Here is a 16,676-nt window from a genome sequence, read left to right as displayed (position 1 = left end):
GATGCCGGCCGCTCGGCGGGCGGCCGGCCGGAGCCGCCTCAGGCGGAGGCACCGGCCGCTGACGCGACGTCAGCGCACCGGCGGCCCACGGGCGGCGCGGGGCCCGGCCGGCTCAGGCCCGCGCGCCGCCGTCGACGGGGAGGACCGCGCCGGTCCTCGTCCGGGTCGGCCGAACGGCGCGGCGGCCGGCCGTACGGGTCCACGGCGCGCCGTGTCCCCGCCGGCCGGCCCCGTCACCGTCGACGGCGACGTCCTGTCCCTCACGGACCGGGACCAGCGGGTCGTGATCTGCACGGCGGAACCCGGCTCACCGTCCGAGGAGGCGCTGCGGCTGCCGTGGGTCACCGGCACCCGGCGCACGGCGGTCACCGAGGGGTGGGGCGGCCCCTGTGGACGTGCGGGGTCCTGGGCCGGGTGCTGCAATGGCTTCAGGGACCGTCCGCCGCCGAGGAGTGGCCATGACCGATGACCTCGAGGAAATGGGACCCGTCGACTATCTGATCGTCGAGTTCCCCGGCAACCGCAGGACGGGGGAGGGCCTCCCCCTCCTCGTCGACCTGGTGGAACGCGGCATCATCCGGATCATCGACCTCGTCTTCGTCCGCAAGGAAACCGATGGGACGGTCGCCGCGCTGGAACTGCGGGAGATCGGGGACGAGATCGACCTCACGGCGTTCGAGGGAGTCTCCTGCGGGGTGCTGGACCAGAGCGACCTGGACGACGCGGGTGCCGCGCTGGAGCCGGGCAGCACCGCCGCGATCCTCGTGTACGAGAACGTGTGGGCCGCGCCGCTGGCCCGTGCCCTCCGGCGGGGCGGCGCCCAGTTGGTGGCGAGCGGCCGCATTCCCGTGCAGGCGCTGCTGACGGCGCTGGACGCGACCGAACCGACGACGCCGAGCGGGCCCGTGGCCGCCTGATGCCCGAGAGGAGATGAGTGAGCATGCCGGGACTCCTTCGGGGTGCCGCCCGCACGGCGGTGGTCGCGGGTACGGCCACCGCGGTGTCCAACCGTGTCTCCCGACGCCAGAGCGGCCGGTGGGCCGAGCAGGACTACGAGCGGCAGCTCGCGGCCCAGCAGGCCGCGGCCCCTCCTCCCGCCGCCCCGCCGCCCGCCGCCGCGCCGTCGGCCGCCGACGACATGACCAGCAAGATCGACCAGCTGAAGCAGCTCGCCGACCTGAAGGCCCAGGGAGCGCTCACCGAGGAGGAGTTCGAGGCCCAGAAGCGCCGGGTGCTCGGCTGACACGCCGTACCCGCGGAGAAGGCCCCGCCCGGCCGCCCTGCGCGTGCCCGCAACGGGCGTATCCACCGGGCGCGCGCGCCGTCCACGACGGATAGTGGTGGGGGGACGACGCCCCAGCCAGCCCTCACCCCGGCACAGGAGGCCCGATGCCCGTTCCACGGTCGCTGGCCGCGCTCACCGGCATCGCACTGCTCGGGCTCGCGTCGACGGCCTGCGACGAGCAGGCGCTCGGCACGATCGACGCGCGCAACGGGGTCAGGCCCGTCGAGACGATCTCCAACCCGTCGGTCGACGGCTGCCACCGGTTCCGCGCGGGGGTGACCCACGTCGCCAACTACTCGCAGAACGACATCATCCTGTACCCGACGGCCGACTGCACCGAGCCGCCGGGCGCGGCGAGTGTCTACCTGCCCACGCAGACCTCGGACCAGGTGGTCCGCTCCACGGGGCTGTGGCGCAGCTTCACCATCGTCCACTGAGCGCCGGGAGACCTGTCACCGCGATGACCGTTCACCATGACGGGCCCCAGGAGGGCCCCGACGCGGACCACCGGCGGCCCGAGCGGCTGTCCGACGAGACGGTCGAGGCGCTGGGGGCGCTGTCGAAGGCGCTGGAGACGACCGAGCGCGCCCGCGGCCACCTGTACTCCTTCCACCAGCTCACCGGCAGCGCCGACTTCGAGCTGGACCGCGCGGTGGAGCTGCTGCGCGCGGCCGGCCACCACGACTGGGCGGACCGGGTGCGGCGGGAGATCCTCGGCCGCAACGTCATCCCGGGGCACTGGACGTTCCAGCTCGTCGAGGCGTACAACGCCACCTACTACCGGCCGTTCGCCGCACTGGAGGCCCGGGCGCGTGAGGAACTGGCCGACGGCAAGGACCACCTCTTCGAGGCGGAGCTGAAGGAACGCCGCCGCACGTCCGGCCACCCGGACCACACCGCACGCCCCGGACAGGTCGACCCGCGGGCGCGGGACGGGGAGTGAGCCGGCGCGGTGGCTAGTGAGCCGGCGCGGTGGCTGTTCGGCCCTCGTGACGGGCAGTCGTGCTCTCTCCCCGGTGCCCGCAACCCGTCGGCCGGACCGTAGGGAACAGGGAGCGTGATCCCGCCCCGCAGAGCGGGACATCCCATGAATGACACCTCCGCGGCGAAGGCAGGTGGGAACCGCTCCCGCCCGGACACCGCGGGCCGCTCAGGGCCGCTCTCCGGGCGGGTGAGGGCCGAAGGGCCCTGACCAGGTCCCCGGTCGCGGCAGACGATGGAGCAATAACGCCGAACCAGGTGAAAGACGGACCGGCCATGTATGCCAATGACGGATTCCGCGAACTCGACCGGCAGGAGTGCCTCTGTCTGCTGACGCAGGTGCCGGTCGGCCGCATCGTGCACACGCGCCACGCACTGCCCGCCGTGCTACCGGTCAACTTCTCCCTGGACGGCGACGGCGCGGTGCTGCTGCGCACCTCGGCGGCCTCGGAACTGGCCCACGCGGTCGACGGCGCCGTGGTCGCCTTCGAGGCGGACGAGGTCGACGCGGCCAGGAGGGCGGGATGGAGCGTCGTCGTCACCGGCCGGGCCGCCGTCGTGAGCGACCCCGCCGAACAGCGGCGGCTCACCCGGATCGGCCCGCGCTCCTGGGCCCCGTCCCCCGAGGAGGTGTTCGTACGCATCCACCCGGAGCTGGTCACCGGGCGCGAGCTCACCGGCGGGCGGACGCTGTACGGGCTGGGCCCCGGGCCCTGAGCCGGACCCGTACGGGCGGCTCGGCCCGTGGAGGTGGACCGAACGGCCCTGTCGGGTACCCGCCGGTCCACCGGAGGGTGGGTCTCGTGCCGGATCCGGCACGCGCCACGCCCCGACCGCCGTCCGACCCGGAAGGAACCCCGATGTCCGCCGACACGCAGCAGGCGTCCACCGAGCTCACGGACGAGGAGCTCGCCACCCTGGACGCCCACTGGCGCGCCGCGAACTACCTCTCCGTGGGCCAGATCTACCTCATGGCCAACCCCCTGCTGACCGAACCGCTGCGCCCGGAGCACGTCAAGCCGCGCCTGCTCGGCCACTGGGGCACCTCACCGGGCCTCAACCTGGTGCACACCCACCTCAACCGCCTCATCAAGGCCCGTGATCTGAACGCCCTGTGCATCTGGGGGCCCGGCCACGGCGGACCCGCCGTCCTGGCCAACTCCTGGCTGGAGGGGTCGTACACCGAGACCTACCCGGACATCACCCGGGACGCGGCCGGCATGGCGCGGCTGTTCAAGCAGTTCTCCTTCCCCGGCGGGGTGCCCAGCCACGTGGCCCCGGAGACGCCGGGCTCGATCCACGAGGGGGGCGAGCTGGGCTACTCCCTCTCGCACGCCTACGGCGCCGCCCTCGACAACCCGGATCTGCTGGTCACCTGCGTGATCGGCGACGGCGAGGCGGAGACCGGGCCGCTGGCCGCCTCCTGGCACGCGAACAAGTTCCTCGACCCGGTGCACGACGGCGCCGTCCTGCCCGTCCTCCACCTGAACGGCTACAAGATCGCCAACCCGACGGTGCTGGCCCGGCTGCCCGAGAGCGAACTCGACGACCTCCTGCGGGGCTACGGCCACGAACCGATCCACGTCACCGGCGACGACCCGGCGGCCGTGCACCGCGCGATGGCCGCCGCCATGGACACCGCCGCCGACCGGATCGCCGCCTTCCAGCACGCCGCCCGCGTCGACGGGGTCACGGACCGGCCCCGCTGGCCGGTGATCGTGCTGCGCACCCCGAAGGGCTGGACCGGCCCGGCCGAGGTCGACGGACTGCCCGTGGAGGGCACCTGGCGCGCCCACCAGGTGCCGCTGGCCGCCGTCCGGGACAACCCGGAACACCTGCGGCAGCTGGAGCAGTGGCTGCGCTCGTACCACCCCGAGGAACTGTTCGACGAACACGGCGCCCCGCGCCCGGACGTCCTCGCCTGCGTCCCGCAGGGCACCCGGCGGCTGGGCGCCACCCCGCACGCCAATGGCGGCCTGCTGCTGCGCGCACTGCCCCTGCCGCCCCTCGAGCGCTACGCCGTCGCGGTCGACAAGCACGGCGCGACCCTGCACGAACCGACCCGCGTACTCGGTGACATGCTCCAGGATGTCATGGCCGCCTCCGCCGACCGCCGCGACTTCCGCCTCGTCGGCCCCGACGAGACCGCCTCCAACCGCCTCCAGGCCGTCTACGCGGCCAGTGGCAAGGCCTGGCAGGCCGGCACCCTGCCGGTGGACGAACACCTCGACCCGCACGGGCGCGTGATGGAGATCCTCTCCGAACACACCTGCCAGGGCTGGCTGGAGGGCTACCTCCTCACCGGCCGGCACGGGCTGTTCTCCTGCTACGAGGCCTTCGTCCACATCGTCGACTCCATGGTCAACCAGCACATCAAGTGGCTGCGCACCACCCGTCGCCTGCCCTGGCGCGCCCCCGTCGCCTCGCTCAACTACCTGCTCACCTCGCACGTGTGGCGCCAGGACCACAACGGCTTCTCCCACCAGGACCCCGGCTTCGTCGACCACATCCTGAACAAGAGCCCGGAAGCGGTGCGGGTCTACTTCCCGCCGGACGCCAACACCCTGCTGTCGGTGGCCGACCACGTGCTGCGCAGCCGCGACTACGTCAACGTCGTCGTGGCCGGCAAACAGCCCTGCTTCGACTGGCTGTCGATGGAGGAGGCCAAGGCCCACTGCGCGCGCGGCGCCGGTATCTGGGAGTGGGCCGGCAACGAGGACGGCTCCCGGGAACCGGACGTGGTACTGGGCTGCGCGGGCGACGTCCCGACCCAGGAAGTGCTGGCCGCCGCCCAGTTGCTGCGCCGGCACCTGCCCGGACTGGCCGTGCGGGTGGTCAACGTCGTGGACATCGCCCGGCTGCTGCCGCGTGAGGAACATCCGCACGGGATGAGCGACTTCGAGTACGACGGGCTGTTCACCGCCGACAAGCCGGTCATCTTCGCGTACCACGGCTACCCGTGGCTGATCCACCGCCTGGCCTACCGGCGCACCGGCCACCCCCATCTGCACGTGCGCGGCTACAAGGAGATCGGCACCACGACCACGCCGTTCGACATGGTGGTCCGCAACGACCTTGACCGCTACCGCCTGGTGATGGACGTCATCGACCGCGTCCCCGGCCTGGCGGTGCGGGCCGCGGGCGTACGCCAGCTCATGGAGGACACCCGGCAGCGCCACCACCTGTGGATCCGAGAGCACGGCACGGACCTGCCCGAGGTGGCCGACTGGTCCTGGAACGGCTGAACGGGTCCGCCGGACGAAGACCGGTCCGGGGCACCACCACGCGGCCGGCGGTGCCCCGGCGAACAGGGCCGTCCGGCCCTGGCGCCGGGGCACCGCGGCGGGAAGGATGCCACTGGGCGGCGAACACATCACAAGGAGCGACCGATGGCGGAGCGTGAGCAGGCCGGCCCCGGCACCCCGATCACAGTCTTCCTCCTCGACGACCACGAGGTGGTGCGGCGCGGGGTGCACGACCTGCTGAACGACGAACCGGACCTCACGGTCGTCGGCGAGGCCGGCACCGTCGAGCAGGCCCTGGTACGCGTTCCCGCGCTGCGCCCGGACGTGGCCGTCCTCGACGTCCGCCTGCCCGACGGCGACGGCGTGACCGTGTGCCGGGAGCTGCGCTCGCGCATGCCGGGGCTGGCCTGTCTGATGCTGACCTCCTTCGACGACGAGGAGGCACTGCTCGACTCGATCATGGCCGGCGCGTCCGGGTACGTGCTGAAGCAGATCCAGGGCTCGGACCTGGTGTCGGCCGTGCGCACCGTGGCCCGGGGCCAGTCGCTGCTCGACCCGAGTGCCACGACCAGACTGATGGCCAGGCTGCGGGGCGGACAGCAGCAGGAGACACCGGACGCCCTGCCCGGTCTGACCGAGCGGGAGCGGGAGATCCTCGCCCTGATCGGCGAGGGCCTGACCAACCGTCAGATCGGCCGGCGGCTGTACCTGGCCGAGAAGACGGTGAAGAACCACATCTCCCGCCTGCTGGCCAAGCTCGGCGTCGAACGCCGCATCCAGGCCGCCGTCATCGCCACCCAGGCCCAGGACCGGCAGCGCACCGAGGGCCGCTGAGCCCGCTCTGCCCGCGCAGCCGGGCACCGGGTCAGGCCAGGGGCGGCCGCGGTCCCGTGACGCCGCGCCGTGCCGGGACCGGAGTGCGCGGCGTGGTCCGGTCAGGTTCCCGTCAACTCGCGTCCGGTGACCACCTCGGACACGATCCGCACCAGCACGCCGTCCCGGACGGGCATCCAGGAGTCGGGTCCGCCCCGCGAGAGCCGTTCGTGCTCCGCCGGATCGGTCACCAGGGTGGCGCGGCCGGTCACGACCACGCTCCAGCCGGAACGGGTCACCGCGTCGAACTCGTCCGCCTCGAAGGCCACCACGGCACCGTCGACCGCGCGCACGAGGTCCGAGCCGGCCGAGGTCCGCAGCAGTACCGAGGAGTCCTCGTCGAGGCAGAAGTTCACCGGGAGCACCGCGGGCAGCGCCTGCTGGGTGTACACGACGCGGCCCACCGGCACCTTGGCCAGCAGGCGCAGGCACGTCTGCCTGTCGAGCGCGCGAAAGCCGTTGTTCTGGAGCACCAGGCCATCGTCCGGGAGGGGGCCCGCCGCGGATAGGGCCGGTCGGCCCTTCTCGGTCCCGCCGCCCCCGTCCGGCCCGCTACCGTGACACCTGCGTCGAACGACCACGGAAGGTCGGCAAGGGGCTGGGAGGATCGCCGGTGGGAAGCGCCGAGGAGGCCCGGGAAGCACGGGTACGGCTGCCGCTGCTGAGGCTGGACGAGCTGCTGGAGGAGGTGCAGGCCCGGCTGGACGCCGCCCGCGGCACCCGCGACCGGGTGCACAGCCTGCTGGAGGCGGTGCTCTCCGTCGGCCGGGACCTGGACCTCGAGCACGCGCTGCGCAGCATCGTGGAGGCCGCGGCCGCGCTGGTCGACGCCGAGTACGCGGCGCTCGGCGTCATCGGTTCCGACGGCCGGCGGCTGTCGGCGTTCATCACGGTCGGGGTCGGTGAGGAGCAGATCTCCCGGATCGGGCCGTTCCCGGAGGGCCACGGCATCCTCGGCGAGCTGATCCGTCATCCCGAGCCGCTGCGGCTGGCCAAGCTCTCCGAGCACTCCTCCTCCTACGGCTTCCCGGCCCACCACCCGCCGATGAACTCCTTCCTCGGGGTGCCCATCCGGGTACGGGGCCAGGTCTTCGGCAACCTGTACCTCACCGAGAAGCGCGGCGGGCAGCAGTTCGACGAGGACGACGAGTCCGTGCTGTCGACCCTGGCCGTGGCGGCGGGCGTGGCGATCGACAACGCCCGTCTGTACGAGGAGTCCCGGCTGCGCGAGCGTTGGCTGCAGGTCAACGCGGAGATCACCAGCAGCCTGATGTCCGGCGCCGGTCAGCAGGAGGCCCTCGCACTGATCGCCGAGCGGGCGCGGGAGATCACCCGGGCCGCCCTCGCCGCGGTGGCGATCCCGGTGAAGGACACCGACACCCTCACGGTGGAGCTGGCCATCGGCCGGGAGGCGGAGGCGCACCAGGGTCTGGTGCTGCCCCTTGAGGGCTCGCTCACGGGACGGGCCTTCGCCCTGGGCACCCCCGTGCGCAGCCCGCACGTCGCGCGCGACGAGCGGATCTCCGCCGGGCCGCCGAGGTTCGACGGCCTGGGCCCGGCCGTGGCGGTTCCGATCGGCCTGAGCGAACGGGCCCGGGGAGTGGTCCTGCTGGCCCGGGAGGAGGGCGCGGCCGACTTCTCCGAGAACGAGACGGACCTCCTCAAGGGGTTCGCCGCGCAGGCCGCCGTCGCCATGGAGCTCGCCGAGCGCCGCCGCGACGCCGAACAGATCGCGTTGCTGGAGGACCGCGACCGGATCGCCCGTGACCTGCACGACCTGGCGATCCAGCGGCTGTTCGCCACCGGTATGACGCTGCAGAGCGCGGGGAGGTTCATCCAGCACGCGGAGGCCTCCGAGCGGGTGCTGCGCGCCGTGGACGACCTCGACGAGACCATCAAGATCATCAGATCGACCATCTTCGGCCTGCGCACCCGTGACGACACCGAGTCACCCGGCCTGCGGGCCCGGGCGGTGCGCCTGGCCGGAGAGGCCGCGCCGGTGCTGGGCTACGCGCCGAGCATGCGGATGGAGGGCCTGCTCGACACCCATGTGCCGCAGGAGACCGCCGACCACGTGGTGGCCGTGCTCTCCGAGTCCCTCACCAACATCGCCCGGCACGCCCGTGCGGACCGCGCGGAGGTGGTGCTGGAGACCGACGGGAGCGAGGTGCGGCTCACCGTCACCGACAACGGCGTCGGCATCCCGCCGCAGGGCCGCCGCAGCGGCCTCGCCAACATGACGGAGCGGGCCCGGAAGCTGGGCGGCGACATGGAGATCACCACCCCGGAGGGCGGCGGGACCAGGCTGGTGTGGCACGTGCCCCTGAGGTGACTCACAGCCTCGGGGTGCACCAGGTCGTCCTGCCCTCGTCCTCCGCGGCGGTGCGGGGCCGCCAGGCCGGGCCGGGCGACCTGGGGCAGGCCCGAGGGGACGGCACCGATCACCGCGACGCCGTAGCGCTCGTCGAGGCCGAACGCGGCCACGGCCGCCGTGCCGAGCGCCACCACCGCCAGCGGTGCGGGCACGCCCGGGACCACCCGCGGCAGCGCGAACAGCAGGACCACCGCCACGGCGGAGAGCAGGAGCGTGGCCGGGTGGACGTCCGGCAGCCGGCCGAGGAAGGACCACAGCTGCGGGAAGAACTCCGTTCCCGTCGTCGGCACCCTGGCCAGCCGGGGCAGCCGGTCCACGACCATGATCAGGGCCAGACCGGCCAGATAACCCGTCAGAACCGGCCGGGACAGCAGATCCGCGACGAAGCCGAGCCGTGCCGCCCAGTCCACCAGGCACAGCAGCCCGACGGTGACCGCGAGCGCGGCCGCCAGCGTGGCGTACCGGCCCGCGTCCCCGCCCGCGAGCGGACCCACGACGGTGGCCGTCATCAGCGTGGTCGTCGACTCGGGACCCGTGGACAGCAGCCGGGCCGAGCCCAGCGGGGCGTACACGGCGAGCGCGGGCAGGATCGCCCACAGTCCGGCCACCGGCGGCAGTCCGGCCACCGCGTACGCCATCACCTGCGGCACCAGATACGCGGCGACGGTCACACCGGCCAGCGGGTCACCCCGCAGCCACGCCCGGCGGTAGTGGGCCAGACCGCCGTCCCGGGCGCCAGGCGGCGCAGGCGGGCGGCACGCCCGTCCGTGCTCGGGGCCATGGGTCCCCCCTCCTCGTGTCCGCTTCGGCATCCGCCGGTTCCGGTCCCCGCACCGTAGGGCCGTTCGGGCCCACCCGGGGACCTGCGGGCCCTGCCCGCCGGCCGCCGCCGGCCGGGAGGCTGTGGGCGACCCCGAGAACAGGAGGTGGCCACCATGTCCCGCTCCATCACCGTCGGCCTCGACGGCTCCCCGGAGAGCCGCGCCGCCGCCGAGTGGGCGGCCCGCGAGGCCCGGCTGCGCGATCTGCCGCTGCGGCTCGTGCACGTCGGCGAGCCGGTGCCGGAGCCCATGGCACACGCTCCGCGGACCGGTGCCGAGACGTACCGGCACTGGACCGAGCGGGTCGCGCGCGAGACCGCCGAGGGGCTGCGGCTGCGCCACCCCGGAGTGGAGGTCACCGCGCAGCAGCGCGCCGGCAGCCCGCAGGAGGTGCTCACCGCGGAGGCCCGCGAGGCCGAACTGCTCGTGCTCGGCTCCCGGGGACTGAGCGGGGTCGGCGGCTTCCTGGTCGGCTCCGTCGGGCAGGCGGTCCTCGCGCACGCCGAGCGGCCCGTGGTGGTGGTGCGGGCCGGGGAACAGGCCGCCGACGAGCACGACAAGGACGCGGTCGGCATTCCGTCCGCCGCCACCCCGTACCGGCCCGTCGTGCTCGGGGTGGACACCGCGGCTGCGGACGACACGGTGCTCGCGTTCGCCTTCGAGGAGGCCGCCCGGCGCGGCACGGCCGTGCGGGCCGTGCACGCCTGGGACCTGCCGGCGTACTACGCCTACGGACTCGCCGTGGATCCCGTCTTCGACGAGGAGTACTCCGACCAGATCAAGGCCGAGCTGGTCGAGGTGCTGCGGCCCTGGCGGCACAAGCACCCCTGCGTCGAGGTCGTCGCGGACTGCGGGTCCGGAAGCGCCTCGGCGCGCCTGGTCGACGCCGCGCGCGACGCCTCCCTGGTCGTCGTGGGCCGCCGCACCCGCCGGGCCCCGTTCGGCCCGCACATCGGCCCCGTCACACACGCCGTCCTGCACCACGCCGCCACACCCGTCGCCGTCGTCCCCCACGGCTGATCCCGGTCACAGGTGCGCCGAGTGGTCCGGGACGTAGGTCTGCAGATCGCGCGGCGGACGCTCGTACCCGGTCGACGCCGGCCGCTCCGGCAGCTCCAGCACCGGCGGCGGCACCTCGTGGTACGGGACGGACGCCAGCAGGTGGGCCATCATGTTCAGCCGTGCCCGGCGCTTGTCGTCGCTCTCGACGACGTACCAGGGGGCTTCGGCGATGTCGGTGTGCACCATCATCTCGTCCTTGGCCCGCGAGTACGCCTCCCAGTGGGTGATCGACTCCAAGTCCATCGGCGACAGCTTCCAGCGCCGCAGCGGATCCGTCAGCCGGCGCCGGAACCGCTCCTGCTGCACCTCGTCGCTCACCGAGAACCAGTACTTGCGCAGCAGGATCCCGTCCTCCACCAGCATCCGCTCGAAGAGGGGGCACTGGCGCAGGAAGAGCTGGTGCTCCTCCTTGGTGCAGAAGCCCATGACGTGCTCGACACCGGCCCGGTTGTACCAGGACCGGTCGAACAGCACGATCTCCCCGGCGGCCGGCAGGTGCTCGACGTACCGCTGGAAGTACCACTGGGTGCGCTCCCGCTCGGTCGGCTTGGGCAGTGCGGCGATACGGGCGAGACGGGGGTTGAGGTACTGGGTGACCCGTTGGATCGTGCCGCCCTTGCCGGCCGCGTCCCGTCCCTCGAAGACCACGACCAGCCGAGCGCCCTCGGCCCGCACCCACTCCTGAAGTTTCACCAGCTCCGTCTGCAGACGCAGCAGTTCGCGCTCGTACGTCTTGCGGGGCAGCGCCGCCGCCTTCTTGTCGGCCATGGGCTCATTGTCTCCTCGCCCCCGCGTCCCGGCCCACGCCCCGGCACCCGGCAGATCAGCGCGGCCCGCTCCGTACCGAGCCGGCGGTCAGGTCGCACTCGACGTCGACCACGCCCTCGACGGCACGCACCATGCGGACGGCCACCGGCACCAGCGAGGCGTCCCGGATCCGGCCGGTGAGCGTGACGACGCCGTCGTGCACCCCGACCCGGACCGGTTCGAGGGGGGCGGGGAAGAGCAGGGCGACGACCTCGCGGCGCACCTCGTCGGCGATGTCCTCCTCGCTGCGCAGGAAGACCTTCAGCAGGTCGGAGCGGCTGACGATGCCTTCGAGCAGGCCCTGGCCGTCGACGACGGGCAGCCGCTTGACCCGGTGCTGGGCCATGACGCGGGCGGCCTCGGCGACCGGGGCGCCGGCGTGCACGGTGACGGCGGGGGCGGACATCAGCTCGCCCGCGCTCAGGGCTCCGGCCTTCGCGAGGTCGTCGAGGCGCCGGCGCCGGGCCAGGCGGTCGGGGCTGCTGTCGCGGAACTCCTCCTTGGGCAGCAGATCGGCCTCGGACACGACGCCGACGACGCGGCCCTCGCCCTCCAGTACGGGCAGGGCGCTGACCTTCCACTCCTCCATGAGCTGGACGACCTCCCTGAACGGGGCCTCACGGCCCACCGAGACGACGGTGTGCGTCATCACGTCGCTGACGGTGCGCGGGCTGCCGGGCATGGTCTCCTCCGGGATGCTGGGGAAGGCGCCGGGCGGGCGGTCAGGACCGGCCGCCGCTGCCGTAGGGGGCGTAGAGGTCGAGGAGCCGGATACGGGCCGCCTGCAGGCGCTGGGCCACCACACGGCCGACCCATACGGCGATGGCGCGACCGAAGTCGGCGTCGGCCGCGCACAGCGTCCGCACGGACTCCGCGTCGAACTCCCAGGCGCGGACCGGGCTGGTGGCCTCGGCGCCGAGCTGCCAGACGTAGGGCGGGAAGTGCCAGGACCAGCCGACGAGTTCGCCGTGGCCGAGGGACTCGATGACGGCGGCCCGCCGGCCGGGTACGTGCAGGTCGAGGGCGACGGTCCCGGTCCGGACGATCCAGAACCTGTCGGCGCGCCGGCCTTCCTCGAACAGGCGGGTGCCGACGGGGAAGGACACCTCGTGGGCGAAGTGCATCAGCCGCTCGCGGTGGCCGGCCGGGAGGGCCGAGGCCAGGGTGGTGGAAGTCATCGCTCCGGCTCCTTTCGTTCCTGTTCCGTGCCTGCGGACTGCGTGCCTGCGGACACGGCCGGAGGCGGGGCGTCCCGGGCTGCTGAGTCCAGCCTCCGCGCGGGCGGCGCCGGGCACCACGGGCCGCCCGGTCCCGGCCCTGGGCCGGTCGGCCCCCACCGCGGGGCGGGGCACGAACGGCACGGTGGGGCGGAGGGTGTGCACCCCGCCCGCCGCGCCGGGCACCGGGTCCGGAGACCTCGTGGGTCTCGGCGAGGCCCGCCCGACACGGCCCATGGGCTGAGCGGGCACGCGGCCGGGGCCGAGTGGCCCTCACCTCCGGGCGCCCGCGCGTGCGACGGTGGCAGTGGAATCCCGTGCTGCACGCCGTGGCAGCCCGGCGGAAGGTGGTGAGCGGCGATGATGGAACTGCCCCTGGTCGTGGGCGTGGACGGATCGGAGTGCAGCCTGACGGCGGTCGACTGGGCGGTGGGAGAGGCCGCGCGCCGTGGACTGCCGTTGCGGCTGGTGTACGCCTCCCTCTGGGAGCGCTACGAGGGCGGCGTGCCGTCGGGCAGCCTGGAACGCCCCTCCGAGCAGGTGATGGCCGAGCACATCGTGGCCTCGGCGGCGGAGCGGGCGCGGCGGCGCAACCCGGACGTCAAGACGACCACCGACATCCTCCCCCAGGAGGCGGCGGACGCCCTCGTGCACGAGGGCGACGAAGCCTTCGCGCTGGTGACCGGGACACGGGGCCGGGGTGGCATCAAGGGGCTGCTGCTCGGTTCGGTCGGTCTGACCGTGGCCGCCCGCGCCCCCTGCCCGGTGATCGTCGTCCGCGGGGACCGGGCCGGCCTGGCCGGTACCCATGAGCGTGTCCTGCTCGGCGCCGGCTCTCCGGCGACCTGCGGCGATGCCGTGCGCTTCGCTGTCCAGGAGGCCGAGGCACGCGGCTGCGTGCTGGACGTCGTACGCGCCTGGCGCCGGCCGGCGCACCGCGGCACCGACCACCCCCTGCTCGCGGGGAACCCCGCGCACGAGTTCGAGGAGCAGGCCTCCGAGCTGCTCGACACGCTGCTCGGCGACGCGACCGCGGGCCACCCGGACCTCCAGGTACGCCGCACGACGGTGGAGGGACCGGCCCGGCAGGTGCTCGTGGACCGCTCGGCCGCCGCCGACCTCGTCGTGGTCGGCGCCCGGCGCCGGCCCGGCCGCTTCGGGCTCCAGCTCGGCCGGATCGCGCACACACTGCTGCACCACGCCCGGTGTCCGGTGGCGGTCGTACCGCAACAGGTCCCCGTGACGGAAACGCCGCGGTACAGCCCCGAGGAGTGAGTGACCATGGCCGAACGGCCGACGCCGGAACACACCACGCCGACTGCGGACCACCCTCCCCAGGGCGACCTGGGACGCCGTATCGAGCGGCGGCGCACGGAACTGGGGCTCACCCGGGAGGAGGTCGCCTTCCGGGCGGGCATGGCGCCCGGCTACCTCGCGCACCTGGAGGAACACAGCACCGCCGCACCGGATTCGGGCACCCTGCTCAGGCTGGCCGGGGCGCTGCGGACGAGCCTGACGGAACTCGGCGGCGGTCACGTCGACCTGCCGCCCGGCATCGGGCACGCCGCCCGTGCCCCGCGGCTGAGCGAACTGGGCGGGCAGGAGTGCCGCCGGCTGCTGTCGACGCACGGCGTGGGCAGGCTCGCGGTGTCGACCGGGCAGGCACCCGTCGTCGTCCCCGTCAACTACAGCGTCGTCGACGACGCCATCGTCTTCCGTACCCGACCGGACTCGGTGCCCGCCCGGGGAGCCGGTCACGAGGTGGCCTTCGAGGTCGACCGGGTGGACGACGCGCTGAGCCAGGGCTGGAGCGTCCTGGTGCGCGGCCCCGCCACGACGGTGACCGACCCCGACGCCGTACGCCGCCTCGCCGAACGCGCCCACAGCGCGCCGTGGGCCGGAGGCGAGCGTGACGTCTGGGTGCGCATCGAGATCGCCGCCGTCACGGGCCGCCGTATCGACGTGTGGTGACGAGCCCGGCGGCCGGGACGAAGGGCCGGGTGGACAACCGGCGGGGCCCACCCGGCCCTCGTGCCGCCGGCCGGCCGGTGGTTCCATGAAGGCGGCGGAAAGGACCTCCACCGGACGCGGAGGAGCGGCATCCGTGCCGCGCACCGCGCAATCAGGATCCGCGAGAAGCGGATGGTCCTTTCCGCCGCTCCCGTTTCCCCTCGCCGGGGTCACGCCGCGGATGCCGCCGCGGTCGCGGTGCGAAGGACCCCGGCCGGCCGTCCGGCGGGGGCCGACCGGCCCAAGCGGAGCCGCACACCGCCGCACAGACTGGATCCGTGGGCAATCCGCTCGAGAGGGTGAGGATCCGGCATGAAAGGCTACGTCTTCCACGGCCCCGGCGAGTCCGCCTGGGAGGAGGTGCCCGACCCCGTCGTCAAGGACCCCACCGACGCGATCGTGCGGGTCGGCACCGTCACGATCTGCGGGACGGACCTGCACATCCTCAAGGGCGACGTGCCCGAGGTCCGCCCGGGTACGGTGCTCGGGCACGAGGCGGTCGGCGAGATCGTCGAGGTCGGCAGCGACGTACGCACCGTACGGCCCGGAGACCGGGTGCTGGTGTCCTGCATCACCGCCTGCGGGCGGTGCCGCTTTTGCCGGGAGGCCGCTTACGGCCAGTGCAGGGGCGGCGGGGGCTGGATCCTCGGGCACCTCATCGACGGCACCCAGGCCGAGTACGTACGTGTTCCCCACGCCGACCTGTCCGTGTACCCGCTGCCCAGCGCGGTGGCCGGCGAGGACGCCGTGCTGCTGGCCGACATCTTCCCGACCGCCTACGAGGTCGGCGTCCTGAGCGGAAGGGTGCGGCCGGGTGACACCGTCGCCGTCGTCGGGGCCGGCCCCATCGGCCTGGCCGCGATCACCACCGCCCGGCTGTTCGCGCCCGAACGCGTCATCGCCGTCGACCTGGTCCCCGCCCGGCTGGAGGCCGCCAGGCGGCTGGGCGCCGACGCCGTGGCCGACGCCCGCGAAGCCCCCGAGCAACTGATCAGCGACCTGACCGAGGGACTCGGCGCGGACGTCGTCATGGAGGCGGTCGGCGTGCCGGAGACCTTCGAGCTGTGCACCCGGATGGTGCGGCCCGCAGGACACGTCGCCAACATCGGTGTGCACGGCAGGCCGGCGACGCTGCACCTGGAAGACCTCTGGGCCAGGAACGTGACCATCACGACCGGACTCGTCGACACCCACTCCACCCCGACCCTGCTGCGGATGGCGGCCGCCGGCCGGCTGCCCACCTCGCAGCTGGTCACCCACACCTTCCCGCTGGACGAGATGCAGGAGGCGTACGACGTCTTCGCCCAGGCCGGTGAGACCGGAGCCCTCAAGGTCGTGCTCGGCGAGCCGCAGCACAAGGAGGTCGCCGTCCGGTGAGCGCGCGGTCCGGCCCGGGGTGGCCGGCCGCGGCGTGGCGACCGGTGGCAGCGGGCCGGTCGTGGCGGGCCGCCGTACCGGCGCAGGCGGGCCCGGGTCACGCAGCGGTCCCGTCGCCGACGCCGTCCCGCACCACGCCGGCCGCCCCGTGTCCGTCGTACCGCACGCCTGATCCGAAGGACCGAGACCGATGCGCATCGTCATCACCCTCGGCGGCAACGCCCTGCTGTGGAGGGGCGAGGGCCCCGACGCGGAGCTCCAGCGGGCGAACGTCGTCCGGGTGGCCACCGCGCTCGCCCCGCTCGCCCACGACCACGACCTCGTGCTCACCCACGGCAACGGGCCCCAGCTCGGGCTGCTCGCCGGGGAGAGCGCGGCCGACCCCGCGCTCCGCGCCCCGTATCCGCTGGACCTGCTCGGCGCCCAGACACAGGGCCTGATCGGCTCCCTGCTCGCCCGCGCCCTGGGGGACGCGCTGCCGGACCGGAGGGTCACGGCACTGGTCACGCACACCCTCGTCCGTGCCGACGACCCGGCGTTCCACCGGCCCACCAAACCGGTCGGCCGGCCCCGGCCCGGCAGGCCGGGCCGGGCGGGCGCCCGCGGCCGCCGGCGCGGCCCGGG

The 16,676-nt window shown here is 74.0% G+C and carries 16 protein-coding genes and 3 pseudogenes; 14 read left to right on the top strand and 5 right to left on the bottom strand.

Translation table 11 applies throughout. The features are described from left to right. Window position 1 precedes the first annotated feature (1 nt). From ABZX30_RS27285 to ABZX30_RS27250, 8 genes and pseudogenes are all read left to right on the top strand, one after another. Window positions 2-358: pseudogene (locus ABZX30_RS27285) on the top strand (transcriptional regulator); the annotation flags it as partial. 100 nt (window positions 359-458) lie between these two features. Next, window positions 459-917: a DUF6325 family protein gene (locus ABZX30_RS27280; protein WP_355937979.1), complete on the top strand. Its 459-nt coding sequence runs from the start codon at window positions 459-461 to the stop codon at window positions 915-917. A 23-nt stretch (window positions 918-940) separates the two neighbouring features. Next, on the top strand, window positions 941-1,243 hold the full coding sequence (locus ABZX30_RS27275) for an SHOCT domain-containing protein (protein WP_355937978.1): 303 nt from the start codon (window positions 941-943) through the stop codon (window positions 1,241-1,243). A 146-nt stretch (window positions 1,244-1,389) separates the two neighbouring features. Further along, a complete protein-coding gene (locus tag ABZX30_RS27270) occupies window positions 1,390-1,722 on the top strand; it encodes a hypothetical protein (protein WP_355937976.1) in 333 nt (110 codons plus the stop codon). 23 nt (window positions 1,723-1,745) lie between these two features. Continuing rightward, window positions 1,746-2,228, top strand: coding sequence for a hypothetical protein (locus ABZX30_RS27265; RefSeq protein ID WP_355937974.1), 483 nt, complete (start codon window positions 1,746-1,748; stop codon window positions 2,226-2,228). Window positions 2,229-2,542: 314 nt separating this feature from the next. Beyond that, entirely contained in the window at window positions 2,543-2,983 is a 441-nt protein-coding gene (locus tag ABZX30_RS27260) for a pyridoxamine 5'-phosphate oxidase family protein (RefSeq protein ID WP_355937972.1), read from the top strand. A 143-nt stretch (window positions 2,984-3,126) separates the two neighbouring features. After that, a complete protein-coding gene (locus ABZX30_RS27255; RefSeq protein WP_355937970.1) occupies window positions 3,127-5,511 on the top strand; it encodes a phosphoketolase family protein in 2,385 nt (794 codons plus the stop codon). 144 nt (window positions 5,512-5,655) lie between these two features. Beyond that, window positions 5,656-6,345, top strand: a complete 690-nt coding sequence (locus tag ABZX30_RS27250) for a response regulator transcription factor (RefSeq protein ID WP_355937968.1) — start codon at window positions 5,656-5,658, stop codon at window positions 6,343-6,345. A 101-nt stretch (window positions 6,346-6,446) separates the two neighbouring features. On the opposite strand, the gene ABZX30_RS27245 is transcribed toward ABZX30_RS27250, so the two are convergent. After that, complete coding sequence (locus ABZX30_RS27245; RefSeq protein WP_355937966.1) at window positions 6,447-6,857, bottom strand: pyridoxamine 5'-phosphate oxidase family protein; 411 nt, start codon at window positions 6,855-6,857, stop codon at window positions 6,447-6,449. Window positions 6,858-6,997: 140 nt separating this feature from the next. Between ABZX30_RS27245 and ABZX30_RS27240 the strand changes: the two genes are divergently transcribed. Next, on the top strand, window positions 6,998-8,716 hold the full coding sequence (locus ABZX30_RS27240; RefSeq protein WP_355937964.1) for a GAF domain-containing sensor histidine kinase: 1,719 nt from the start codon (window positions 6,998-7,000) through the stop codon (window positions 8,714-8,716). Window positions 8,717-8,784: 68 nt separating this feature from the next. Here the strand turns inward: ABZX30_RS27240 and ABZX30_RS27235 are convergent. Continuing rightward, window positions 8,785-9,539, bottom strand: a pseudogene (locus ABZX30_RS27235) (SulP family inorganic anion transporter); the annotation flags it as partial. A gap of 154 nt (window positions 9,540-9,693) precedes the next feature. Here ABZX30_RS27235 and ABZX30_RS27230 point away from each other — a divergent pair. Beyond that, a complete protein-coding gene (locus tag ABZX30_RS27230) occupies window positions 9,694-10,599 on the top strand; it encodes a universal stress protein (protein ID WP_355937962.1) in 906 nt (301 codons plus the stop codon). Window positions 10,600-10,605: 6 nt separating this feature from the next. Here the strand turns inward: ABZX30_RS27230 and ppk2 are convergent, their stop codons facing one another. The 3 genes from ppk2 to ABZX30_RS27215 are packed head-to-tail and all read right to left on the bottom strand — an operon-like array spanning window position 10,606 to window position 12,626. After that, window positions 10,606-11,409 carry a polyphosphate kinase 2 gene (gene ppk2 / locus ABZX30_RS27225; RefSeq protein ID WP_355937960.1) on the bottom strand — a complete coding sequence of 268 codons (804 nt, stop codon included), beginning with the start codon at window positions 11,407-11,409 and terminating at the stop codon, window positions 10,606-10,608. Between the two features lie 55 nt (window positions 11,410-11,464). Continuing rightward, window positions 11,465-12,130 (bottom strand): CBS domain-containing protein, encoded by a 666-nt coding sequence (locus tag ABZX30_RS27220; RefSeq protein ID WP_355937958.1) that lies wholly within the window; start codon window positions 12,128-12,130, stop codon window positions 11,465-11,467. Window positions 12,131-12,170: 40 nt separating this feature from the next. Beyond that, complete coding sequence (locus ABZX30_RS27215) at window positions 12,171-12,626, bottom strand: cyclic nucleotide-binding domain-containing protein (RefSeq protein ID WP_355937956.1); 456 nt, start codon at window positions 12,624-12,626, stop codon at window positions 12,171-12,173. Between the two features lie 402 nt (window positions 12,627-13,028). On the opposite strand from ABZX30_RS27215, the gene ABZX30_RS27210 reads away from it, so the two are divergent. The 4 genes and pseudogenes from ABZX30_RS27210 to ABZX30_RS27195 form a co-directional block, all read left to right on the top strand. After that, window positions 13,029-13,940 (top strand): universal stress protein, encoded by a 912-nt coding sequence (locus ABZX30_RS27210; protein ID WP_355938032.1) that lies wholly within the window; start codon window positions 13,029-13,031, stop codon window positions 13,938-13,940. 6 nt (window positions 13,941-13,946) lie between these two features. Beyond that, window positions 13,947-14,636 (top strand): pyridoxamine 5'-phosphate oxidase family protein, encoded by a 690-nt coding sequence (locus ABZX30_RS27205; RefSeq protein WP_355937954.1) that lies wholly within the window; start codon window positions 13,947-13,949, stop codon window positions 14,634-14,636. Window positions 14,637-14,987: 351 nt separating this feature from the next. Further along, window positions 14,988-16,052, top strand: a complete 1,065-nt coding sequence (locus ABZX30_RS27200) for a zinc-dependent alcohol dehydrogenase family protein (RefSeq protein ID WP_355937952.1) — start codon at window positions 14,988-14,990, stop codon at window positions 16,050-16,052. A 190-nt stretch (window positions 16,053-16,242) separates the two neighbouring features. Continuing rightward, window positions 16,243-16,676: pseudogene (locus tag ABZX30_RS27195) on the top strand (carbamate kinase); the annotation flags it as partial.

This window comes from Streptomyces sp. NPDC004542 (assembly GCF_040610035.1).
Taxonomy (GTDB): Bacteria; Actinomycetota; Actinomycetes; order Streptomycetales; family Streptomycetaceae; genus Streptomyces.
Note: the sequence above shows the minus strand (reverse complement) of the source record. Positions and strands in the feature narration are given on the sequence as shown.